Below are 22,445 nucleotides of genomic sequence, written 5' to 3' on the forward strand. Positions count from 1 at the left end.
AATTGAATTTACTTACATTACTAAACATAGGAGATCAACATGAAGAAATTTAAACTTTCATCTTTTCTTCCGTTAAGTTATATACTTCTACTCGTGCTCGTAAGTCCCCTTTACGACGTATTAAATAAATCGACTGTTCACGCAGTAGACGTTACAACTGTAGTAGATGATTGGATTCCATTTGTAAAAGCATTTATTATTCCTTATTTACTTTGGTTTCCATACTTATACGGCGCACTTATTTATTACTGTTTTGCTGACCGAAAGCAATATTATGTTACTTTAAGTAGTGTTATTTTTGGAAAGCTTGCTTGTTTTTCTATTTATTATTTTTGGCAAACAACTGTACCACGTCCGACTGTCGTTGGAACAGATGTATTTTCTGAACTAGTTCGCTATATTTATAGTATCGACCAGCCAGTAAACTGTTTCCCTAGCATTCACGTTCTTACTACATTTGTAATTATGTTAGCTGCCTTTAAGCGTAGAGAACAACATGCTTTTGAATATTACATCCTTACTTTCTTCGGTACACTTATTATTTTATCAACGCTATTTACGAAGCAGCATGCCTTTTTAGATGCCGTTTCTGGAATGACACTTGCAAGCATACTATACTTCGGAGTTCAGCTCTTATTAGCAAAAGAACCAATAAAAGTTCCAGTAAAACAAAATCATAAAATGTAACATAAAAAAGCAGACTGTGGCTCAGTCTGCTTTTATCTATTATTAAGGAGATTTTCAATTTAAGATTGCGGTACAGTCATATCACCAGAATGAATACGACCTGCTTTTTTAAGAGCAATGTAAAGTATATAAGAAACAGCTACTGGAATGACGATATAAGTAATTACCATCGCCGGGAGAACTTCCCATCCTTGGCTGGAAATTAAATTAATTGGTGCGATAAGAGAACTTAATCCAAGACCTGCAATTTCCTTTCCTGCTTCCAGTTGGAAAATTAATGCTGATACTGGACCGACTATAGCACTGGCGACGACAGTTGGGACGAGAATCATTGGATTTTTAGTGATATTTGGTAACTGTACTTTCGGAGTACAAAGTGCTTGAGCTAATATGCCACCTAAATTGTTTTCTTTTGCTGAGATGACAGAGAATCCGATAAACTGAGCAACGCATCCAGCAAGAGCAGCACCACCTGCAACACCGTCTAAGCTAAGTGCAATTGCTAACGCAGCTGATGAAGCTGGAGAGATAAGTAATAGTCCCCAAACTACTGCAATGACGATAGAAGCGATGAATGGGCTACCAGCTGAGCTATCTTTAATAAACGCTCCAACTGCATTTAAAACAGGAGTAATATTATGAGATAACCAAATGCCTACTAAACCAGAACCTAATATGGCCGCAAATGGAACGAGCATCATATCTAACGCAGTTTTTCCGCTTAAACGTTTACCAATATATACAGCTAAAGTTGCTGTTAATAATGCACCGATTGGCTCACCTGTTTTAATAATTAGACCAGCTTCAGTAATCGAAATGGATCCGGCACCAATCGCTCCGGCTACCATCGCCGAGAAGATTACAAGACCGTTTGCACCGAGCATAAAAGCAATTCCAGCACCAATTGCCGGTGCCATTAGTGATTTTGCAACAACTCCGATTGTAATAAGTAATGGTATATCAACAATTCTTCCTATATTTTCGATCAGTAAACCAATTCCGAGGGATACGAAAATACCTTGTGCGATTCCAGCAGATGCTTTAAATACACGAGGCATTATATATTCCTTCATTTGTTTCACCTTCTCCTATAAGTTAGTAACCAATTGTTTTCATATAATCACGTAAAATATCGTTTGATTTTGCGAATCGAGATTCTTCATCCTCTGTTAAATTGAGTTCTACAACTTCTCTTATACCGTCTCTAGTAATAATAGCTGGTACTCCTGTACAAATATCATATTCACCGTACTCACCATCTAAAATGGCTGATACAGCAATGACACGGTGATCATCATTAAAGATTGAACTCGCAATATATGCTAGAGAATTTCCAATCCCGTAATAAGTAGTTCCTTTACGTTTATAAATTTCCCAGCCAGCTTTTGCAGTCTTCTCAACAATTTCATCTAAATCTATTTCACCAAATCGCTCTTTTTGTTCTTCTAAAATTTGCAGAATTGGCTTTCCACCAACAGTTACATGAGACCAAGCAACCATTTGAGAATCACCATGTTCTCCTAATGAATACCCATGAATACTACGAGGATCTACATGTAGCATTTCAGATAAAATTGTTCTTAAGCGAGAAGAATCTAGTGATGTACCAGTACCGATTACGCGATTTCTAGGTAATCCAGATAATTTCCACACTTGATATGTAATAATATCAACTGGGTTCGATGCAAGTAAGAAAATACCATCAAATCCACTTGCCATTACACCACCAACAACACTTTCCATAATCTTCGCACTCGCTCCTAAAGTATCTAAGCGACTTTGCCCTGGTTTTGGTGCTGGCCCTGCTGTAATAATGACAATGTCCATATCTTTGCAGTCTTCATAGCTTCCTGCATATACTTTTGTTCTTGTATTTGTAAAGTTAATGCAATGTGATAAATCCATTGCTTCCCCAACTGCACGTTCATGATTTATATCAATTAATAATAGCTCTTCGCAAATTCCTTGATTTACAATGGAATACGCACAACTGGATCCAACTAATCCAGTACCGATAATTGCAATTTTTCTTGTATGTCTTTTCATAGCAATCTCTCCTAATTGATCATATAATCTATTTCTTTTGTTCTTTACATTCTTAATTATAGAGGTTCCCACGATAGAAACCATGGATACTTTGCGAAATGTTGAACAAAGTTTTTGTCCTTTTTGTGAATTGTCATATTCCATTTTCGTCATATTTGTTACAACTGGAAAAATATTTATTATGTATTTATTGACATATACAAAAAGAAAACGAGCGAATAAATTCGCTCGTTTTCTTTTTCCTGTTATTCCGCACTTAATTGGCTTTTTAATTGCTGTACAATCATCGGATTAGCAGGTGCTGCCGGTTTGTAATAACTCTTTTGCTTTGCGTACTCATACATATTACGTTGGCGCGCCTCGTCTTGATTACGAATTTGAATTAACGTTTGATGTAACTGTTCATTATCAGACTGAGCAATATAATTTGCATAGCTTGTTAAACTTGCATTTAATCCTGCTAAATAATCATTTACCATATCTTTTTCATTCATTTTCCGCTTCCTCCTATCCTAGGAAAGTCATTAATTGCTGTTTCGTATTTCGTGCATCTTGCGCATCTTTTTGTAGCATTTGTTTCAGTTGTGGATCTGTACACGTCTGTGCATACTGCTCCAACTTGTTAATAATTGTTGCGTGTCCACCAATTAAATGACGTAAGTTTTCTACTTCAAGCTCTGTTAAGTTTTGCATATAACATACCCGCCTTTCTTTGTTCATTCATCATTAGTATTTGGTTCTTTTTGGATTGTATTCATCAACTTTTCCCACATATAAAAAAAATAAAAGATGAATAGCTAAGCCATTCATCTTTTATACTGGTTATGTATTTATTTTTATAGAGATACAATCATACTTATACTCACAAGTAAGTTCCATATAATGTGTAAAATAATACTAGGTATAATAGATTGCGTCTTTTTGTATAACATAGCAAATACAATCCCCATAATCATTGCCGTAACCGGAAAACCACCATGAAGAATCCCAAAGATGAAGGAAGAAATAATGATACCAACTAGAAAACTATATTTCTTTTCAAAAAATCGATACAAAATACCTCTATATAAAATTTCTTCTTTAATTGGTGTAATTATAGCAACACTTAACACATATATAATACTTTGTAGACTATTTTGAAGTCCTAAGCTCCCTAATTGATCTCGCTGCTGCCCTGCACTTTCAAAGCTAAACAACTCTAACATTACATACTGAGTTAATGCAATGATGATAAAACCTATTAATAAATACAAGTAGGTTTTCCCATTTTTTAAAACAGATACATCCCATATGTTCTTAATAAAATGAAGCACTGGTTTATAAGCAAATAAAACAATAGTAACAACAGCTGCATCAAATAGAAGTAAATAATATCCCTCTAAATTAGCACGTAATACCTCTTCTCCAAAAATTCCAAGGGCTAAAGCAAGGAATAATCCCCCTAAGAGTGAGAACCCTAGAATGCTTGCAATCGTTACAACTAGATTTTTATATGTTATGTTATCTACTTCTCTTTCTGCATTATACGCGTCTAATACTGTTTTTCTCATACTATTCCTCCATTTGTTTTCATTACCTTAACAAAAATCCTTTAATACAAATATATAGATAATATAACAATTTTTTCAAAAAGAATAATATGCAATTTTACATATTATGAAAACTTTATATTTTATAGTTTTAGGAATAGAATTACTATGCAATAATTATTATATGAAATTTCAAAAAACACTTCCTATCCACTATAACCCTCGCATCATATAAAACTTATTAGTTAAAGGAGCAATAAACATGAAAACACATGACTTCCTTACAGAAATCCAGAAGGGCTCTGAGCCTAATCCATATCAAGATCCTATTGCATTTATTTTCGTTTGCCTTTCCGTAGCCATATACACATTTTTCAAACCTGCAAAATAATATCATGTAATGAGAAAAAGCCTACCGCTCTTTTCAAATCATATGCACTAAAAAACCTTAGAATCACTTCTAAGGTTTTTGTTTGCCTCGCTTCTTATTCACGTAATCCTTTAATAAACGTTTCCAATAATACATGTAAACTTATATCCAGATCTAACGGCAAACCAAATCCGCCTTGCTGTTCAATCGAAGCAAATCCATGACAAATACTTCTGAATCCGCGTGTCGCATGAAGTGCATTCTCTCCTTCTAAGCCATACTGTTGTAAAACCTGAAGACAAAGCTTTACAATTCCGTCACCTGCTTTTCTTACTTCTTCATCTCGTAAAAAAGTTGCTTCATATAGTCCAGGATGTTTTCGGACAAATGCTACATACGCTTCTCCTAAAGCATGAATTGCTTCATCCATCCGTTTATCCTCGGCAGCTTCTTCCAGTCTGTTATGCAGCTTTTTGATTCCGTAAATGCCAAGATTTTTCCGTACATCTTGTAACCCTTTTACATGATTATATAGTGAGGGCGAACGTACCCCTAACGTTTGCGCTAATGAAGCTAACGTTACTTCTTGTACTCCATTTGCATCTGCAATTTCTGCTGCTGTTTCTACAATTTTTTGTAATGTAAGTCCGATTCTCGGTGACATCAATTAACCCTCTTTTCTACTTTCTATATTCCGCTTCGCTTCTTTAATAGCAAGCTCTATGAAAGCCACTGGATCGTTTATCATTTTTCCATGTCCTGCCGCAAGCAAGGAAGGCTCATATTCGCTTAGCTTCTGTGCACTTTGTAATGATATTTCTTTGCTCCACGTTGCCATCGCCGGAAACGGAAACCAAAATTTCATTTGTCCTGAAACAGCCATACCTCCTCTTGTTTGGAATGCATCTCCGACAATAAGAGCTTTATTTCTTACATCAAGAAACGACATGGAGCCTGGCGTATGTCCCGGTGTCATAATCGCAAGAAGCGATCCAACTCGGTCGCCATCTTCTAATAAAATATCAGGTACCGTTTTTATCTTTTTAGGTACACCGCCTTTTATTGGCGTATTCGGTTCATCCTTTTGTAACGTCGTATCTCCTTCTAACAGCTTTCCGTCCCGCTTAGAAATATAGACTGGAACATGAGGAAGTACTTCTTTTAATGCGTCTAATGCACCGATGTGATCATCATGCGCATGTGTTAATACAATCTTAGTAATTGGTTTTCCTATTTTCTCAGCCGCCTGTAAAATACCTTTTGCGCTATATGGCAAAGCCGCATCAATTAAAGTTAAACCAGCTTCTTCCTCCACAAAGTAACAATTCACAGGAAACACTCTTGGCAAAAATGACAATTGATATACCGTTTTTTCATGTATCATCCTCATAGTCCCATCTCCCTTTTCACAAAAACTAATACCATTAGTTTTATTATACTAATGGTATTAGTTTTATGTCACTAAAAAAATTTTTTTCAAAAAAAGAACAGTAGCCGTATAAACGACTACTGTTCTTTAAAGATATTAAACTGTGTAACGCTCATCTTCTAAAATTTTCGCAGCGATTTCACGTTTCTTCGGAATTACGTTAAGTGGTGTGTGGCGAGTTAATTTACGTAATGATGATAACATCATGCGCAGCATGTCGCCGTTTTCAACTGCGATAAGTGTTTCTTTCGCATCTGCTTCGATTTCGTTAAATGCTTCTTGGCAGAATACTTCAGTGTATAACACTTTTTGTTTATTCTTTTCAAGACCAGTTGTTTTGATCGCTTTTTCTGTACGAAGAACAGCTGATTCCATTGCGTATAGATTGCTTACGATGTCAGCGATATTCACAAGAATTTCTTGCTCTTTATCTAATGCTTTACCGTATTTTTGAGCCGCTAATCCAGCTACCATTAAGCCGATTTTCTTCGCATTAGTTACTAAATACTTTTGAAGTGCTAATGGCTCATCGCCTACTTCTTCTGGCATCATCATCATTAACTCTTCTTGTAATTTTTGTGCTTTTTGAAGAAGTGGTAATTCACCTTTCATCGCTTTACGTAAGAACGTACCTGGTACGATTAGGCGGTTAATTTCGTTCGTTCCTTCGAAAATACGGTTAATACGAGAATCACGGTACATTCTTTCAATCTCGTACTCTGCCATAAATCCGTAACCACCGTGAATTTGAACACCTTCATCTACTGTATAGTCTAATACTTCAGAACCGAATACTTTGTTTAAAGAGCACTCGATTGCATATTCAGCGATAGAAGCTGCTACTGCTTTACCGTCTTTTACTTCTTCTTCAGATAATGTGCTCATGCGGCTTTCGAATAAACCTACTGTACGATATACAGAGCTTTCAGCTGCATATGTTTTTGCTGCCATATTCGCAAGTTTCTCTTGAATTAATGGGAAGCGAGCGATTGGTTGTTTGAACTGTTGACGTTGGTTTGCATATTGTGCTGAAATTTCTACTGCACGTTTCGCAGATCCAACTGTACCAACACCTAATTTATAACGACCGATATTTAAAATGTTGAATGCGATAATATGACCTTTACCGATTTCACCAAGTAAGTTTTCTTTCGGTACTAACGCATCTTCTAAAATTAACGTACGAGTTGAAGAACATTTAATACCCATTTTCTTTTCTTCTGGGCTTGTAGATACGCCAGCGTAGTCTTTCTCTACGATAAATGCTGAGAAGTGCTCTCCATCGATTTTTGCATATACAATAAATACGTCAGCGAATGCAGAGTTTGTAATCCACTGTTTTTCACCGTTTAATACGTAATGTGTACCTTCTGCATTTAAACGTGCAGTTGTTTTTGCACCTAATGCGTCAGATCCTGAACCTGGCTCTGTTAATGCGTATGCAGCTAATTTTTCACCAGTTGCAAGTAATGGTAAATACTTTTTCTTTTGCTCTTCGTTACCGAATAATACGATTGGTAAAGATCCGATACCTACGTGAGCACCGTGAGTAATTGCAAAGCCACCAGCGCGAGAGAATTTCTCTGCGATTAACGCTGAGCTTACTTTATCAAGACCAATTCCGCCGTACTCTTCTGGTACGTCAGCGCCTAATAAACCAAGTTCCCCAGCTTCTTTTAAAAGACGAACTGAACGATCAAACTCATGTTGCTCTAAATATTCAAGCTCTGGAAGAACTTCATTTACAATAAAGTCCTCTGTCGTTTTTGCAATCATTTTATGCTCAGATGAAAAATCTTCTGGCGTAAACACTTGATCAATCGTAATCTCATCTACTAAAAAGCTACCGCCTTTAACCGCATTTCCTACTGTTTTTTCCATGAAAATTTCCTCCTTCATATTTTCATGAGCCGCTTCTCTCTTTTTGAAAGAAGCTGGCTCTCCCTTTTTTTATAAACCTTTGTTGCTTCCATTCTTTGCATTGGCAGCGTCTCGTTCTGAGCGAACCGCTTCCACTTTTTTTATAATCCAGTTCCAGTGGCTAAAACAGTCGGTCGTTTCCCCCCTTCCTTTGAGGCAAAAAGCGCCTCTTCGTCAGGGCTTCCAACTCCCTCCTGTTCTAAACGAGCCACCTGCACTTTTTAAAGTAATTCAAATACTCCCGCTGCTCCCATTCCGCCGCCGATACACATTGTTACGATACCGAATTGTTCGTTGCGGCGTTTCATTTCGTGAATAAGAGATAGTGTTAGTTTTGCCCCTGTACAGCCAAGTGGATGTCCAAGTGCGATTGCACCACCGTTTACGTTTACTTTTTCTTCATCTAAACCAAGTTCACGAATAACTTGAATTGATTGAGAAGCGAATGCTTCATTTAGTTCAAATAAGCCAATATCAGATAGCTCTAAGCCAGCTAGTTTTAGCGCTTTTGGAATTGCAGCGATTGGGCCGATTCCCATTACTTCTGGTGGTACGCCAGCTACTGCAAATGAACGGAATTTCGCAAGTGGCTTCATGCCATCGCTCACTGCTTTTTCGCGATCCATTAATAGTACAGATGCTGCACCGTCACTCATTTGTGAAGAATTACCAGCTGTTACAGAACCGCGAACGTTAAATGCTGGACGTAATTTCCCTAAAATGTCTAGCGTCGTCTCTGCTCTTACACCTTCGTCTTGTGCGAAAGTGATTGTTTCTTCTTGCAGTTTATTGTTTGATCCAACCGAGCGTAACGTCACATCTACAGGTACTGTTTCATCAGCAAAGTTTCCTGCAGCTAATGCTTTCGCAGCACGTTGATGACTTCTTACTGCAAATGCATCTTGCTCTTCACGAGAAATTCCATATTTCACAGCAACTTGCTCTGCTGTATGTCCCATACCCATATAATATTCTGGAGCCGCTTCTACAAGGCGACTATTCGGACGAACAACGTGTCCCATCATTGGAACTAAACTCATTGATTCTGCTCCGCCTGATAATACAGCTTCAGAGTGACCAAGCATAATACGCTCTGCTCCGTAAGCGATACTTTGTAAACCTGAAGAACAGTAACGGTTAATCGTAATAGCTGGAACATCGTAAGAAAGTCCTGCTAATCCGCCGATATTACGAGCCATATTTAAACCTTGCTCTGCTTCTGGCATCGCACAACCGAAAATTAAATCATCGATTGGTCCTTCATAATTCGCACGCTTTAACGTTTCCTTTACTACTAACGCCCCTAGATCGTCAGGACGAACTGTTTTTAATGAACCCCTCTTTGCCTTTCCAATTGGTGTTCTTGCTCCCGCAACAATGACAGCTTCTCTCATGAACGATATCTCCCCTCGTTATTAGTTACGTAATGGCTTTCCTTTTACAAGCATGTGCTGCATTCTTGCTTGTGATTTCATCTCACTTACTAAGCTAATAAATGCTTCACGTTCTACATCTAATAAATATTGCTCATCAACTTCTGTTCCGTACGGTACTTTTCCGCCCGCAATGACATATGCAAGTTTCTTCGCAATGTGAAGGTCATACTCTGAAATGTAACCAGATAAATGCATTGCTTCTGCACCAAGTGCAAGAGTTGCATATCCTGTTTCCCCAACAACTGGTATCTTTTTGCGGATTGGCGCTTTGTAACCAGCTTCATATAAAGCAAGTGCTTTCTGTTTCGCATCGTATAGTAAGTGATCACCATTCACACTAATACCATCTTTATCACCTAAGAAGTTATGAGAAACTGCTTCTTGTCCTGAAGTTGAAACTTTCGCCATTGCGACTGTTTCGAACACTTTATTTGCAACTTTTTGCAGATCAAACTCTACACCGTTTGCCATTTTGTTTAAGTGTTTAATGTATAGCTCTTTATTACCGCCTCCGCCAGGGATTAAGCCAACACCAACTTCTACTAAGCCCATATACGTTTCACTAGAAGCTTGAATGCTCGCTGCTGGTAAGCAAACTTCTGTACCTCCGCCAAGCGTCATACCATATGGTGCTGCTACAACTGGCTTAGAAGAGTACTTAATTTTCGTCATTGCATCTTGGAAGTTTTTCACAACTAACTCAATTTCAAAGTAGTTGTCGTCTTGTGCTTCCATTAAGATCATTGCTAGGTTCGCACCAACGCAGAAGTTCTTCGATTGGTTACCGATAACAAGACCTTTATAATTCTTTTCTACTTCATCAACAGCGTAGTTAATCATTTGCGTAATATCCATACCGATTGCATTGCTCTTCGAATGGAACTCTAAGCAAAGGATGCCGTCGCCTAAATCAATTAAGCTCGCTCCGCTATTTTTCTTTAATACACCATTTTTCGCTTTTAATTGCTTAAGAGAAATTGCTTTTTTATTACGCTCGATTAGCTTATATTCGCCATTATCGTAATAGTAGCTATCGCCGTTATCATGTTTATAGAAAGTAGTGAAACCTTTCTCTAACATTTCTTTCACCCAAGTAGGAACAACTACGCCGTTTTCTTCCATCTTTTGAACAGATTTTTCAACGCCGATTGCATCCCACACTTCAAATGGCCCTTGCTCCCATCCGAAGCCCCACTTCATCGCTTGGTCAATTGCAACGATATCGTCAGCAATTTCTTTATGAAGTTTTGCAGAGTATAAAAGAGTTGGTGTAATGATGTTCCATAATAACTCTCCTGCACGGTCTTTTGCGTATACAAGCGCTTTCAATTTATTCGCTAATCCTTTTTCTTGTTTACTTAACTCTACGGATGCAGCTTTTAATTTTTTACGCGCTTCGTATTCCATCGTTTCAGGATTTAATTCTAAAATTTCTTTTCCTTGTTTTAAGAAGAAGCCTTGACCCGTTTTACTTCCAAGCCATTTTTTCTCCAGCATGTCATGCATGAAAGCTGGTACTTTAAATACATCACGCTCTTCTTCTTGCACATTTTCATATACGTTATTTGCAACGTGTACGAATGTATCTAAACCGACAACATCTAATGTGCGGAACGTTGCGCTCTTCGGACGACCAATAAGTGGGCCTGTTACAGAATCAACTTCCCCAATGCTATAGCCGCGTTTTACCATCTCTTGAAGAGTAACAAGTAAACCGTACGTACCGATGCGGTTTCCAATAAAGTTTGGTGTATCTTTTGCGATAACAACGCCTTTTCCAAGAACGTCTTCGCCAAATAGTTTCATGAAGCTTAATACTTGTGGATCTGTTTCTTTCGTCGGTATTACCTCTAGAAGTTTTAAATATCGTGGTGGGTTAAAAAAGTGTGTGCCTAAGAAGTGTTTCTGGAAGTCGTCTGAACGACCTTCTGCCATTTTTTCAACTGAAATACCTGACGTATTCGAGCTTACGATAGAACCCGGTTTACGAACCGCATCTACTTTTTCAAATAGTTTCTTTTTAATATCTAAGTTTTCAACTACTACTTCAATAATCCAATCTACATCAGCTAGACGCTCAAGGTCATCTTCTAAGTTACCTGCTTCAATCAGTGCTAAATTTCCTTTCACTGTCAGAGGAGCTGGTTTTTGCTTTAATAGTTTTTGCACAGCCGTATTACTAAAACGATTTCTCACACTTTTATGTTCTAATGTAAGTCCCTTCGCTTCTTCTTCTTTCGTAAGCGCAGGTGGTACAATATCAAGCAATAATGTCGGAATACCAATATTAGCTAAGTGTGCCGCAATTCCCGAACCCATTACGCCTGAACCTAGAACAGCAGCCTTTTTAATTTGGAACATCCAATTCTCCCCCTATTCTTGAATGAATGCTCATTCAATTTTTCGACATAAGTCGCAATCAATGAGTGAGCCTCTACTAATAAATATATGATACTGTTTAAATTTTCGCAATATATTTATTGATAAAATTTTCTGAAATAAATATTTTTCTTTTATTTGGCTATGCTATACATGTGTATTTTCTTTGTTTAAATGCACTTTTCCTTTTTATAATCTGACGAAACTGGAGGAATATATATGGCAAAACTTAAGAAGAACCCTTCAAAGGCTGGAATTAGTGCAGCTAGTGTAACTGGAAACGCAGGTCCGCATAACCACGGTGTTGAAAAAGGACGCCAAGGTAATAACCAACAATATAAAAAGCATAATATGGGCGAAAAATAACGCTATATTTTTGGGCAGAGAACGTGGCATAATGATTAATGGCTGCTTTTTCTGCCCAATTTATTTGTAACAAATGAGGGAATTATAATGAAACGAACAATAGTTATGATTGTAATGATTGCCACACTATTTACAGGGATGATTTTCTTCTCTTATGCACAAAGGCAACAAGCTGTAAGAGCTGATCAACCTAACATTACTGGGCAATATGGAGTTACAATCGATGCAGACACAGGTGAAGTTTTGTATGGAAAACGCGAAGACGAACGCTCTTATCCGGCTAGTATAGCCAAAATGATGACAACCCTTCTTTTACTAGAGAATGTAAAAGAAGATGAAGAAATTACAGTTACAGAAAACGCAATTAAAACAGAAAGTCAAAGTAAGAAAATTAAACTTCGTGCTGGGGAAAAGTTAAAACGTGATGAGGCATTAAAACTGATGCTTATCATTAGTGCAGATCCAATAGCTGAATCCATCGCAGAACATATTGCAGGATCAAAAAATGAATTTGTGAAAATGATGAATACTAGAGCGAAGGAACTCGGTACAAAGCATGCGACTTTCAAGAACGCAAGTGGTGCTGATGCACTTGGAAATAAAGTATCGCCATATGACATTGCTATTATTACGAAAGAAGCATTAAAGTATCCAGTTGTTTTAGAATATATGAATTCAACACGTACAACTCTACATACTTCAGAACGCTCTCCAAACATCGCAAACTACGGACGAGAAGAACTATATGACGATCCATATGCGATTGGAAGTAAAAGCGGTCTATCAGCACTCGGAAAATATACAGTCGTAACAGTGGATGAAAAAGACGGTAAACGCGTCATTAACGTCGTATTATCTTCTACTCGCGCGCAACTATATCCTGATACGAAGAAAATGGCACATTATGCATTTCAGCAATTAAAATAACCAAGGAGTATTTTCTCCTTGGTTATTTTTTAACCATACCTTTTAATACGAACGCAACGTTTGCTGGACGCTCTGCTAGACGGCGCATGAAATATCCATACCAATCGTTTCCATAAGGTACGTAAACACGCATTTTGTAACCTTCTTTTACTAGCTCAAGTTGACGCTCATTACGAATACCATATAACATTTGGAATTCAAATTGATCCCTTGGAATATTATGTTCTTCAGCAAGTTTTTTTGTATATTCAATAATCGCTTCGTCATGTGAAGCAATTGCAGTATAATTTCCATTTAATAAGTGCATTTTAATAATCTTTTTATAATTGTCATCTACATCTTTCTTGTCCGGGAACGCCACTTCTTCAGGTTCTTTATAAGCTCCTTTTACAAGACGTAAATTAGGTTTATAAGCATTTAAATCCTCAATATCTTTTTCTGTACGATATAGGTAAGCTTGAATAACAGTACCAATATTATCGTACTCAGATTTTAATTGTTTAAAGATATCAATTGTTTTACCGCAGCGTGTATAATCTTCCATATCAATTGTAACGAACACACCATTTTCTTTTGCAGCTTCTAAAATACGGCGCATATTGTTCATTACGATTTCATCAGAGATATCTAATCCCATAGAAGTCATCTTTAAAGAAAGCTGCGAATCAAGACCTTCTCTTCCAATTGCACGGATCGCTTCAATCGATTGGTTAGCCATTTCATTTGCTTCCGCTTCATTATCAACGAATTCACCTAAATAATCGATTGTTACACAAAGACCTTGCTTATTTAATTGTTGAATGGCAGCTGTCGCTAATTCAATCGTCTCCCCTGCGACGAAGCGACCTGCACCAAAGCGTAAACCGTACTTTTTAGCCAGTTTTGTTAGCGCTTTATTTTTAGATAAGAAAAGAAACGAATTTCGCATTAATTGTTCCATGTAATTCACCCCTATGACTGTAATTTATCTGTTTTTTACCCCTCTTCAAAATTATATCATTGTTTAAAATTATTGGATACAAATAATTATTTAGATAATTTATAAAATACTATAAAAACATTTAAAAACCTATATTTCTGCTTATAAATATACCTGAAATATTTTTCGACATTTAGAAAAATGGAGTTTAATAGGTATAAAATAGGCATGTCGAAAATATTCGACATGCCTAGAAAATCCTTTATATTCCATGTAAATTATATAAGGATATTAATACAGAAAACTTGCGATTATATTTACCTCAAGTTTTTTTATTGCTCATTTCGCTTCTCTTCATTCAGCCTTTTAATATCTGTAATTAACTGTACCATCTCTTCTTTCGCATCTGGATAAGTTTCATTCCAATGCTTTACTAAAGCTGGCATCGTCTTAGCTATGTAAGAATACAGTGCCCACTTCTGTACCTGTTCTTTTCTCTCTTCATTGCTCTCTCCAAGTAACAGCTCAGTATATTTCTCCAGTAAACCATCAAACTGCTCGTTAAACTTTTCACTCATTTTATTTACCTCCTATATGAAAAAAGCAGCGAAGATCGCTGCTTTTTCTTATAATTTTGATCGAACAGAGTTTAATTTTTTCTCCATTGTGCTTACTTTATCACGACGATCATCAATACGAATAGTTGTTGCAACACGCTGTGCACCTTTCGTATATGGAACTTCATGCATTTGTTGAATTACTTCTAGAATGACAGGAAGATCTCCTTCAATAATTGTATTCATCGGTGTTAATTGATACTTCACGCGATCTGCATTTTTCTCTAGCACCTTTTGTACTTCTGCTACATATTCACTAACACTTGGATTACCTGTTCCTACTGGAATAATCGATACATCAACAATTGCCATAGTAGTCTTCCTCCTATAATCGTTTCTTATATATCCATTGTCTATTTTACCGAAATCCTCATCATTTTACTAATATGTTACTCTTCCACTTTAAACTGCTCGACTAATCTTTCTAAATCTCTCATATGTTCTGTCAAACTTTCCATCGTGTGAGCTACCTTTTCTAAATGATTCACCTGTGATTCCGTTGCAGCATGTACCTCTTCAGAAACAGCTGCACTTTCTTGACTCGTACCAGCAATTGTATGCATTACCGCTGTAATTTCCCCTTGCTCATAACCTATGTTATGTACCTCTTCTACAATTTTTTCAACTGAAGTACTAATCGTATTTACAACTGACATAATTGTACGGAACTCCATTTCCGCCTCTGTCGTCACTTTATTTTGCACATCTGCAATGTCTTTCAATTTACTTACAACTTCTACAACCCTTTTTACTTCTAATTGTACATCACCAATCATCATTGTGATTTCTCCGGTTGCCTCTTTTGATTGTTCCGCTAATTTCCGAACCTCTTCAGCAACAATCGCAAATCCCTTACCTTGCTCACCTGCACGGGCAGCTTCAATCGATGCATTTAAAGCAAGTAAATTTGTTTGATCCGAAATACCTTTTATAAGCTCAACAACATTTTGAATCGATCCAACTCTTTGTTCTAACTTATCCGATGCTTCTTCTGTATGAACAACAATCGAAGATGATTGTCCCCTCGTACGGATTAAATTCCTCATTGTATTTAATCCTTGCTTAGATGCCTCTTCCGCTTTGCCAGCCACTCCTTTTATTTCACCAACGGAGCTATTCATTTGTTCTACTGACTCCGCCATATTCTCGAGCTGAGCTGAAACTTCATCCACACTATTCGCAAGAGTAGAAGCTCCTCCGCTCACATCATCCATCGCTCCTGAAACTTCTCTACTAGCCGCTACTGTTTCGTTCGTTAAATAATGTAAACTATTCGTTGATTGTTGCACCGTTGATACGCTGTTTTTAATTTTACTTACCATTTCATTCATTTGTTCAACCATATCATTAAAGTGCTTAGTCAACTCTCCAACTTCATCTTTACTTGTCACTTTCATTCGCAGCGTTAAATCGCCTTCTGCTACTTTTTGCACGTGATTCTTTAATAGTTGCAGTGGTCTTGCTAATCTTCTTGAGAACAAGTAGGAAGCTACGATTCCAACTAATAAACTAATACATGCCATTATAATAACTGTATTTCTCGTACTATTTAATAGCCCATCGATCGTTTCTTTCGGATAAAAGATTCCTATCGTCCATTTCATCGTGTCAAATGATTGACTATAAACAACTACATCTTCACCTTTTATTGTAGTGACCGCATATTTTGTTACCTCTTTATTTAAGCTCTGTATAAGTGGCTCTTTAGAAACATCTTTCCCTATCTTTTCTGGATAAACAAGAGCCATATTTTTATCATTTATAATAAACATTTCTCCGTCATTATTGTATTGAATATTGTGAAGCAACTTCTGAATCGTACCAAGCGATACATCCATCGCAACAACGCCTAATACAGACCCATCTTGAGCTGTAATTGCTTTAGAAACACCTACACTTAACTTTCCTGTTGCAATTTCATAAGAAGGTTGTCCCCAATGGACCTTTTTTACATCAGCCTCTGAATCTTTATACCATGGTCTTGTCGTTGGATCATATCCTTCTGGCACTTGCCCACCTTCAGCAAGATTGGCACTTAATGTTTTTTTATCTTTCGTACCAATATATAAATCTAAAATACCAGGATGATTCTTTTTATACTCCGCAAACTCTTTCGTTAAAAACGCTTCCTCTTCTGGAGTAACCCCACCTTGAAGTATATTACGAATCATCTCACTGTTCGCGTAATACCCCATATCTTCATCCGTTCTTTGAACAAATGTCGTAAGTTGCTCTGTCACAAGATCCATCGCATTTTGAGAATACTCGTCTAAGGAACGCACTTCCTTTTCTTTCTGTAATTGATACACAGCTGTACCCAATATTACGAACATCATAGAAATAAGTACTGAAAACACTACCGCAATTTTTAAACGTAAACTTCTTAACATTTCCCCCAAAGCATCCCCTTCGCATTAAATTAAAATCTTATTAATCATTATATTAAGTATAATAGATAAAATTAAAAAATTGAAATTAATTCTCACCTTAATACAATTAGAAAAAGGACTACCACTTGTGCAAAAACAAATAGTTCATTATCCTTAAAATATAATCTCATTCGTTCGGAGGGAACTATGTTACAAAAATTCGGTTTCTCACAATATGAAAGCCAAGCTTATGAAGTTGTCGTATCAAGCAATGAACCATTAGATGCTACAACGATTGTGAAGCATTCAGGTGTTCCAAAAGCAAAAATATATGAAGTGCTAGCACGCCTAATCGATAAAGGAATGGTAATGGATTCTGTTTCAGAAAAGAAAAAATTGTATACAGCATTACCACTAAAGCTAGCAATTGAAAAATTAACGACAGAATTCCAATCAAATATTAAAGAACTGGAAACAAATATATCAAAAAAATCATTTACAGATGACCGTGTGTGGAGCTTAAAAATGCAATCTTCTATTCGAGTTCAAAGTAAAGAACTCATTGAAAGTGCAAAAGAATCAATCCGTATTTCAGCTTGGAATGATACTCTTTTAGAATATCTTCCTTTACTAGAACAAAAAGCAAAACAAGGTGTTCAAATTGAGTCCCTTATTGTTGGAGAAGTAGAAACAGACTTAGAAAACATGCATTTTCTAATCCCAGCTGAAGAACCTAATGCATTAGAGCGCTACTTGCTACTCATCGTTGACGATCGTGAAATTTTATTTGCTGGCGTAGAACAAGAGTCATGGCAAGCGATGAAAACAATGTCACAACCTTTCGTAAAGTTCTTTACAGAATTTTTCTATCACGACGTTGCACTTGCAAAGATTACCCAGAAGCACCACGATCTCTTTATGGAAGATGAGGAAATTAAGAGTTTGTTGATGAAATTGAGGTACTAATTAAATAATAAAAAGGAGTCTAGTTTTTCACTTAGACTCCTTTTTATTTTGTTCCTTTATCTCCATCAACAGCTCAATGATTTTCTCATTTTGCTCTACCTGTTTCTCTGAATTTTGATAGATGAAACGAATCCATCTAAAAACAATGATAACTACAAATAACGGCAATACTGTGAATATAAAACCAATAATTGAATAATCCATATACTATCACCTCGCTATATACCCTTTTCTCCATTTACCTACTAAAACCTGCAATTTTTTACAAATAAAAAAAGAACCTATCAAACGATAGATTCTTCTTTTACGAACTGAGTAGAGCGTCCTCTCGTAATCGAGAAAATCGCGCAAAGCAGTGCTAATATAATAAAGCCACCGCCTACCCAAGCATTATACATAACAGATGATTTTTCAATAACAACTCCGCCTACTGTTGAACCGAGTGCAATTCCTAAATGAAGCGCAGAGTTATTTAAACCTTGCTGAATACCAGCTGATTCCGGTGCAATTTCAATTAAATAATTTTGCTGTGCTGGTGAAATCGCCCAGCTCAGCATACTCCAAAGTCCCATCATAATGATGAAGAGCGGGAATGAGAATGTCATTAATGGCAGTATGAAGATTGCACATGCAAATACGATAATAATCGAGATAATACTTTTCTTCGATCCCCATTTATCAGCAAGCCATCCACCGAACCCGCCGCCAATTACTGCTGCGATTCCGAAAATAAAGTAAAACACACTTATCCAGTTTGCTTCAACATGCATGACATCTTTTAAAAACGGTGTTAAATATGCATACAATGTTAAATGCCCCGTTAAAAACAAAAATGATGTTAACTGTGCACTTACAATTTTTTTATCTTTTAAAGTAGCAAGTTGTTCTTTTATTGATAATACCGATGTCGGTGGTACTTTCGTTAAGAACAATGAAATACAAGCTATTGCCATAACTGTTAATACAGAAATTAATACAAATGGTGCACGCCATCCGTATGCATTTCCGAGTACAAGACCAAGCGGTACTCCAAGTACAAGTGATCCACTAATTCCCATAAAAATGATTCCAATTGCACGCGCACGAAAATGCGGTTCTACTACACTAGAAGCAAGTGTTACCGATAGCGCAATAATTAATGAACCACTTGCCGCACAAATAACCCTTGAGAACATTAGCATTCCGTAATTCACACTAAACGCGGAAATAATATTTCCGATTAAGAAAATCGATAATGCTCCAACATACAATGTTTTTCTTTCAAACTTCCCTGTCACAGCTAATAAAACTGGACCTGACAAAGCAAATACTACCGAAAATATTGTTATAAGCTGACCAGCTGCGCTAATAGATACTCCTAAATCATTGGCAATTAAATCGAGCGTTCCTCCTATAATTAACTCAACCGTTCCGACTACAAAAGCCGCGATAGCTAAAATATAAACACGAAAATTCAAGTCTTTCCCCACGCTTTCTTTTTTGGTTACTACGATTATAGTAACCAAAAAAGAAAATGGACGCAAGTATAATTTTTTTACAGTAAAAAAGGTAGGCGTATTATACGCCTACCCTTCCATCATTCTGTTTCTTTCTTCTTATTTAAATACCAATACACCGGCAGTCCAGTAAAGACAATTCCAATTGATAAGAAACAACTTACTGGATCGTTAATAATCGCACTACCGATTACAAAGAACGAACCTAAAATCGCTACGATTGGTACGATTGGGAATAACGGTACACTATATGCACGCTCTTTATTCTTATTACGTTTTCTTAAGATGAAGACACCAATAAACGTCATTACGTAGAAAATATAAATAATGAATACGGAAATCTCAGATAGCTTATTTGGATCACTAATAATCATTAAAATAATTCCTAAAATGATTTCAACAGTAATCGCATTTGCTGGTGTTTTAAATCTCGGACTTTCCTTTGCAATAAACTTAGAAAATGGAAGTTGTCCACGCTCTGCCATAGACATTGGGATACGTGGGAACGTTAAAATCTTTCCATTTAAACAGCCGAAAATGGAAACGATAATACCGATACTAATAATTTTCCCGCCATATTCTCCAAGTAACATACCCGCAGCTGTCGCTGTTGCATTTTCTCCAAGGTCTACAATTTTCGCTGCTGGTAATACATTTAATAACGCCAAGTTAATTAATACGTAAGCAGCCGTTACGATTAAAATCCCTACTGTCATTGCTTTCGGTAATAACTTTGTTGGATTCTTCATTTCTCCACCAATCGAAGCAAGTAAAATCCAGCCGTCATAAGCAAATAACGTTGCTAAAATTGCCATACCGATGCTTTGATTTTGCGATATCGGCACAACTACGTTAAAGATATCACTATTCCCTTTCCAGAAACCTAGCACAACAATTAACACAATCGGAATCATCTTCCCAATTGTCGTGATTGTTTGAACGATACCTCCGTATTTTGTTCCCATACTATTTACAACGCCAAGGAACACAACTGTTCCAATTGCAATTGGTAAATTCCATACTTTATCTAAATAGAAAAAATTAATCATTAAAGAACTAAAGTATAAACCTAATGTTCCGATAATAGCAGGTCCATAAACAATTGTTTGCATCCAACCTGATAAATATCCCCAAAAACTTCCGTAAATCTCCTCTAAATACGTATACAACCCACCATTTTTCGGGATTTGCGCTCCAATTTCAGCTACTGTTAAACCACTCGCTAGCGTCAACAGACCACCAATTATCCAAGCAAGAATGGCCATATTAGAACTCCCCGAGTAATCTAATACGCTCCCTGGTTTCATAAACACACCAGATCCAATAATCGTTCCTACTACGATAGAAAGTGCTACTGTTAAACCAATTTTGTTCTTCTCATCATGATGCATGCTGCGTATCCTCCTTCCAATCCTAGTGTGATGCAAAAATGAAATAAAAAAACACTCCTCCCTAAAAAAGGGACGAGTGTTGTATTCGTGGTTCCACCCTTGTTTCAATTCGTAAAGTAACACACTTCACCAATTTCTCAAGTCTAAATAACGGTTTTTGCCGGCAAGCAATTACTAGATGCTCGTTCACTGCTGCAGTTCAGAGGTGGTAATCCATTTTTCCGTATTAGGAAGCTCACAGCCAAAGGCTTCCCTCTCTGAAAATCGTAAAAAATTGATCATGTCCTCATCATCACTTCTTGATGTCGAATTTTGTAGTTATTGTTCATTATATTGAATTGTTAGAAAAAATCAATATATTTTTTTATATAACATAGGAAATATTTCTCTTCTTATATTATAACAGAACATACAAAACTTCTCTAATTCCCTAAAAATGGTATAATCCATTTAGGAGGTGTACTAATAATGATTGCTGTCTTTTGTATCATTGCTACGTTTCTCTCTATTCTATTCGCTATCATGCATCGGCACAAGTATCCTGGTTATAGCATTTTAGCGGTAGCTATTATACCAGCTGTTTCCTTCTACGTATTGGGTAAATATCAATATACGGAAGTATTTATCGGTTTTGCAATCTTCTACTGCATCTTCGGATACATACTAACAATGAAAAGAATTTTATTGAATCATTAAAAGGGACCGATTTCTGCTGACAGAAATCGGTCCTCGCACGTACCTTCCGGTTGCCCACACGAAAGATACATAAATCAATTATTTATCTTCTTTTTTCATAAAAAACTTATGGTGCGGTAAATCAACATTCAATGCCTCTAATTGTTTCTTTTCGTTGTCTAAAATCGCTTTTGCTTTTGTTTTTGTTGCTTCATCTAATCCAGCAAAGATGTCTTCATGCTTCTCTTTCTCTGGAAGTTTCACACCTAATTTTGTTAATTCTTCTTTTGCTTGCTCATGCGTTAATTTTCCGGATTTCTTTTGCTCTAAAATTGACTTCGCTTTCTCTTTTGTCTGTTCATCTAAGTTAGCAAAACATGTCTCCATGTTTACCTTTCTCCGGCATTTTCACACCTAGCTTTGTTAATTCCTCTTTTGCTTGCTCATGCGTTAATTTTCCAGATTTCTCTTGCTCTAAAATGGACTTCGCTTTTTCTTTCGCCTGTTCATCTAATCCCGCAAACATTTCTTTGTGCTTACCCTTTTCTGGGAACTTCACGCCTAATTTTGTTAATTCTTCTTTTGCCTGTTCTCGTGTTAATTTACCAGACTTCTCTTGCTCTAAAATGGACTTCGCTTTTTCTTTCGCCTGTTCATCTAATCCTGCAAACATGTCTTTACGCTTCTCTTTCTCTGGAAGCTTTACACCTAGTTCCTCTAACTGTTTCTTTGTATCGTCCATAATTGTTTTTACTTTTTGTTTTGTAGCGTCATCCAAATCCTTTTTCGCCGTTTTTGCAGGCTGATCCACTGCTGGAGTATTCGTTGCCGCGAATGCCGGAATGCCGACTCCTCCAATGATTCCGAATGATAAAGCACCTGCAATCGCTAAATAACCAACTGTTTTCTTCTTCATAGGAAAT

At 36.7% G+C, this 22,445-nt stretch carries 22 protein-coding genes, 1 pseudogene and 1 other annotated feature; of the genes and pseudogenes, 5 read left to right on the top strand and 18 right to left on the bottom strand.

The window, feature by feature from the left end; all coding sequences use genetic code 11:
- The first annotated feature begins 39 nt into the window (after positions 1–39).
- On the top strand, positions 40–687 hold the full coding sequence (locus BC_RS24900) for a phosphatase PAP2 family protein (protein ID WP_000713769.1): 648 nt from the start codon (positions 40–42) through the stop codon (positions 685–687).
- 59 nt (positions 688–746) lie between these two features.
- Here BC_RS24900 and BC_RS24905 read toward each other — a convergent pair whose 3' ends face one another.
- The 10 genes from BC_RS24905 to BC_RS24950 all read right to left on the bottom strand — a co-directional run bounded on the left by BC_RS24905 (position 747) and on the right by BC_RS24950 (position 11,778).
- On the bottom strand, positions 747–1,760 hold the full coding sequence (locus BC_RS24905; protein WP_000666157.1) for a PTS transporter subunit IIC: 1,014 nt from the start codon (positions 1,758–1,760) through the stop codon (positions 747–749).
- A gap of 22 nt (positions 1,761–1,782) precedes the next feature.
- Complete coding sequence (locus tag BC_RS24910) at positions 1,783–2,733, bottom strand: L-lactate dehydrogenase (RefSeq protein ID WP_000820649.1); 951 nt, start codon at positions 2,731–2,733, stop codon at positions 1,783–1,785.
- A gap of 245 nt (positions 2,734–2,978) precedes the next feature.
- On the bottom strand, positions 2,979–3,227 hold the full coding sequence (locus BC_RS24915) for a spore coat protein (protein WP_001002981.1): 249 nt from the start codon (positions 3,225–3,227) through the stop codon (positions 2,979–2,981).
- 13 nt (positions 3,228–3,240) lie between these two features.
- Positions 3,241–3,426 (bottom strand): hypothetical protein, encoded by a 186-nt coding sequence (locus tag BC_RS24920; RefSeq protein WP_001180555.1) that lies wholly within the window; start codon positions 3,424–3,426, stop codon positions 3,241–3,243.
- 143 nt (positions 3,427–3,569) lie between these two features.
- Positions 3,570–4,283 carry a CPBP family intramembrane glutamic endopeptidase gene (locus BC_RS24925; RefSeq protein ID WP_001232992.1) on the bottom strand — a complete coding sequence of 238 codons (714 nt, stop codon included), beginning with the start codon at positions 4,281–4,283 and terminating at the stop codon, positions 3,570–3,572.
- Between the two features lie 464 nt (positions 4,284–4,747).
- On the bottom strand, positions 4,748–5,296 hold the full coding sequence (locus tag BC_RS24930) for a TetR/AcrR family transcriptional regulator (RefSeq protein WP_000074925.1): 549 nt from the start codon (positions 5,294–5,296) through the stop codon (positions 4,748–4,750).
- Positions 5,297–5,299: 3 nt separating this feature from the next.
- Positions 5,300–6,022, bottom strand: coding sequence for an MBL fold metallo-hydrolase (locus tag BC_RS24935; RefSeq protein WP_001242338.1), 723 nt, complete (start codon positions 6,020–6,022; stop codon positions 5,300–5,302).
- 135 nt (positions 6,023–6,157) lie between these two features.
- Positions 6,158–7,960, bottom strand: a complete 1,803-nt coding sequence (locus tag BC_RS24940) for an acyl-CoA dehydrogenase family protein (protein ID WP_002025016.1) — start codon at positions 7,958–7,960, stop codon at positions 6,158–6,160.
- 242 nt (positions 7,961–8,202) lie between these two features.
- Positions 8,203–9,375: an acetyl-CoA C-acetyltransferase gene (locus tag BC_RS24945; RefSeq protein WP_001206324.1), complete on the bottom strand. Its 1,173-nt coding sequence runs from the start codon at positions 9,373–9,375 to the stop codon at positions 8,203–8,205.
- A gap of 21 nt (positions 9,376–9,396) precedes the next feature.
- On the bottom strand, positions 9,397–11,778 hold the full coding sequence (locus tag BC_RS24950) for a 3-hydroxyacyl-CoA dehydrogenase/enoyl-CoA hydratase family protein (RefSeq protein ID WP_000486377.1): 2,382 nt from the start codon (positions 11,776–11,778) through the stop codon (positions 9,397–9,399).
- Between the two features lie 237 nt (positions 11,779–12,015).
- Between BC_RS24950 and BC_RS24955 the strand changes: the two genes are divergently transcribed.
- Both BC_RS24955 and BC_RS24960 read left to right on the top strand, forming a co-directional pair.
- Positions 12,016–12,162: a YuzL family protein gene (locus BC_RS24955; RefSeq protein ID WP_001096344.1), complete on the top strand. Its 147-nt coding sequence runs from the start codon at positions 12,016–12,018 to the stop codon at positions 12,160–12,162.
- A gap of 87 nt (positions 12,163–12,249) precedes the next feature.
- Positions 12,250–13,089, top strand: a complete 840-nt coding sequence (locus BC_RS24960; protein ID WP_000831463.1) for a D-alanyl-D-alanine carboxypeptidase family protein — start codon at positions 12,250–12,252, stop codon at positions 13,087–13,089.
- A 22-nt stretch (positions 13,090–13,111) separates the two neighbouring features.
- On the opposite strand, the gene BC_RS24965 is transcribed toward BC_RS24960, so the two are convergent.
- The 4 genes from BC_RS24965 to BC_RS24980 form a co-directional block, all read right to left on the bottom strand.
- Positions 13,112–14,029 carry a proline dehydrogenase family protein gene (locus tag BC_RS24965; RefSeq protein ID WP_000436783.1) on the bottom strand — a complete coding sequence of 306 codons (918 nt, stop codon included), beginning with the start codon at positions 14,027–14,029 and terminating at the stop codon, positions 13,112–13,114.
- 311 nt (positions 14,030–14,340) lie between these two features.
- The gene (locus tag BC_RS24970; protein WP_001290594.1) at positions 14,341–14,586 is read right to left on the bottom strand and encodes a YusU family protein; all 246 of its coding nucleotides are present in this window, start codon (positions 14,584–14,586) and stop codon (positions 14,341–14,343) included.
- A 48-nt stretch (positions 14,587–14,634) separates the two neighbouring features.
- A complete protein-coding gene (locus BC_RS24975) occupies positions 14,635–14,937 on the bottom strand; it encodes an MTH1187 family thiamine-binding protein (RefSeq protein ID WP_001018860.1) in 303 nt (100 codons plus the stop codon).
- 77 nt (positions 14,938–15,014) lie between these two features.
- A complete protein-coding gene (locus tag BC_RS24980; RefSeq protein ID WP_033685530.1) occupies positions 15,015–17,015 on the bottom strand; it encodes a methyl-accepting chemotaxis protein in 2,001 nt (666 codons plus the stop codon).
- A gap of 186 nt (positions 17,016–17,201) precedes the next feature.
- Between BC_RS24980 and BC_RS24985 the strand changes: the two genes are divergently transcribed.
- The gene (locus tag BC_RS24985) at positions 17,202–17,960 is read left to right on the top strand and encodes a TrmB family transcriptional regulator (RefSeq protein ID WP_000939479.1); all 759 of its coding nucleotides are present in this window, start codon (positions 17,202–17,204) and stop codon (positions 17,958–17,960) included.
- Positions 17,961–17,987: 27 nt separating this feature from the next.
- Here the strand turns inward: BC_RS24985 and BC_RS27800 are convergent, their stop codons facing one another.
- The 3 genes from BC_RS27800 to BC_RS24995 all read right to left on the bottom strand — a co-directional run bounded on the left by BC_RS27800 (position 17,988) and on the right by BC_RS24995 (position 20,847).
- Entirely contained in the window at positions 17,988–18,164 is a 177-nt protein-coding gene (locus BC_RS27800; RefSeq protein WP_000386584.1) for a hypothetical protein, read from the bottom strand.
- 80 nt (positions 18,165–18,244) lie between these two features.
- Complete coding sequence (locus BC_RS24990; protein ID WP_164928339.1) at positions 18,245–19,483, bottom strand: MFS transporter; 1,239 nt, start codon at positions 19,481–19,483, stop codon at positions 18,245–18,247.
- A 53-nt stretch (positions 19,484–19,536) separates the two neighbouring features.
- On the bottom strand, positions 19,537–20,847 hold the full coding sequence (locus BC_RS24995; RefSeq protein ID WP_000546302.1) for an APC family permease: 1,311 nt from the start codon (positions 20,845–20,847) through the stop codon (positions 19,537–19,539).
- Between the two features lie 65 nt (positions 20,848–20,912).
- Positions 20,913–21,149: a binding site (T-box leader), on the bottom strand.
- Positions 21,150–21,315: 166 nt separating this feature from the next.
- On the opposite strand from BC_RS24995, the gene BC_RS25000 reads away from it, so the two are divergent.
- Positions 21,316–21,543: a hypothetical protein gene (locus BC_RS25000; protein WP_000562231.1), complete on the top strand. Its 228-nt coding sequence runs from the start codon at positions 21,316–21,318 to the stop codon at positions 21,541–21,543.
- 78 nt (positions 21,544–21,621) lie between these two features.
- Here BC_RS25000 and BC_RS25005 read toward each other — a convergent pair.
- A pseudogene (locus BC_RS25005) lies at positions 21,622–22,438 on the bottom strand (hypothetical protein).
- Positions 22,439–22,445 lie beyond the last annotated feature (7 nt).

Source organism: Bacillus cereus ATCC 14579, assembly GCF_000007825.1.
Classification (GTDB): Bacteria; Bacillota; Bacilli; order Bacillales; family Bacillaceae_G; genus Bacillus_A; species Bacillus_A cereus.

Coding starts and splice junctions, on each gene's coding strand:
- BC_RS24900 (WP_000713769.1), top strand. CDS start 40: ATGAAGAAATTTAAACTTTCATCTTTTCTTCCGTTAAGTTATATACTT.
- BC_RS24910 (WP_000820649.1), bottom strand. CDS start 2,733: ATGAAAAGACATACAAGAAAAATTGCAATTATCGGTACTGGATTAGTT.
- BC_RS24940 (WP_002025016.1), bottom strand. CDS start 7,960: ATGAAGGAGGAAATTTTCATGGAAAAAACAGTAGGAAATGCGGTTAAA.
- BC_RS24960 (WP_000831463.1), top strand. CDS start 12,250: ATGAAACGAACAATAGTTATGATTGTAATGATTGCCACACTATTTACA.
- BC_RS27800 (WP_000386584.1), bottom strand. CDS start 18,164: ATGGATTATTCAATTATTGGTTTTATATTCACAGTATTGCCGTTATTT.
- BC_RS24935 (WP_001242338.1), bottom strand. CDS start 6,022: ATGAGGATGATACATGAAAAAACGGTATATCAATTGTCATTTTTGCCA.
- BC_RS24915 (WP_001002981.1), bottom strand. CDS start 3,227: ATGAATGAAAAAGATATGGTAAATGATTATTTAGCAGGATTAAATGCA.
- BC_RS24995 (WP_000546302.1), bottom strand. CDS start 20,847: ATGCATCATGATGAGAAGAACAAAATTGGTTTAACAGTAGCACTTTCT.
- BC_RS24920 (WP_001180555.1), bottom strand. CDS start 3,426: ATGCAAAACTTAACAGAGCTTGAAGTAGAAAACTTACGTCATTTAATT.
- BC_RS24905 (WP_000666157.1), bottom strand. CDS start 1,760: ATGAAGGAATATATAATGCCTCGTGTATTTAAAGCATCTGCTGGAATC.
- BC_RS24975 (WP_001018860.1), bottom strand. CDS start 14,937: ATGGCAATTGTTGATGTATCGATTATTCCAGTAGGAACAGGTAATCCA.
- BC_RS24980 (WP_033685530.1), bottom strand. CDS start 17,015: ATGTTAAGAAGTTTACGTTTAAAAATTGCGGTAGTGTTTTCAGTACTT.
- BC_RS24985 (WP_000939479.1), top strand. CDS start 17,202: ATGTTACAAAAATTCGGTTTCTCACAATATGAAAGCCAAGCTTATGAA.
- BC_RS24965 (WP_000436783.1), bottom strand. CDS start 14,029: ATGGAACAATTAATGCGAAATTCGTTTCTTTTCTTATCTAAAAATAAA.
- BC_RS24925 (WP_001232992.1), bottom strand. CDS start 4,283: ATGAGAAAAACAGTATTAGACGCGTATAATGCAGAAAGAGAAGTAGAT.
- BC_RS24970 (WP_001290594.1), bottom strand. CDS start 14,586: ATGAGTGAAAAGTTTAACGAGCAGTTTGATGGTTTACTGGAGAAATAT.
- BC_RS25000 (WP_000562231.1), top strand. CDS start 21,316: ATGATTGCTGTCTTTTGTATCATTGCTACGTTTCTCTCTATTCTATTC.
- BC_RS24955 (WP_001096344.1), top strand. CDS start 12,016: ATGGCAAAACTTAAGAAGAACCCTTCAAAGGCTGGAATTAGTGCAGCT.
- BC_RS24950 (WP_000486377.1), bottom strand. CDS start 11,778: ATGTTCCAAATTAAAAAGGCTGCTGTTCTAGGTTCAGGCGTAATGGGT.
- BC_RS24930 (WP_000074925.1), bottom strand. CDS start 5,296: ATGTCACCGAGAATCGGACTTACATTACAAAAAATTGTAGAAACAGCA.
- BC_RS24945 (WP_001206324.1), bottom strand. CDS start 9,375: ATGAGAGAAGCTGTCATTGTTGCGGGAGCAAGAACACCAATTGGAAAG.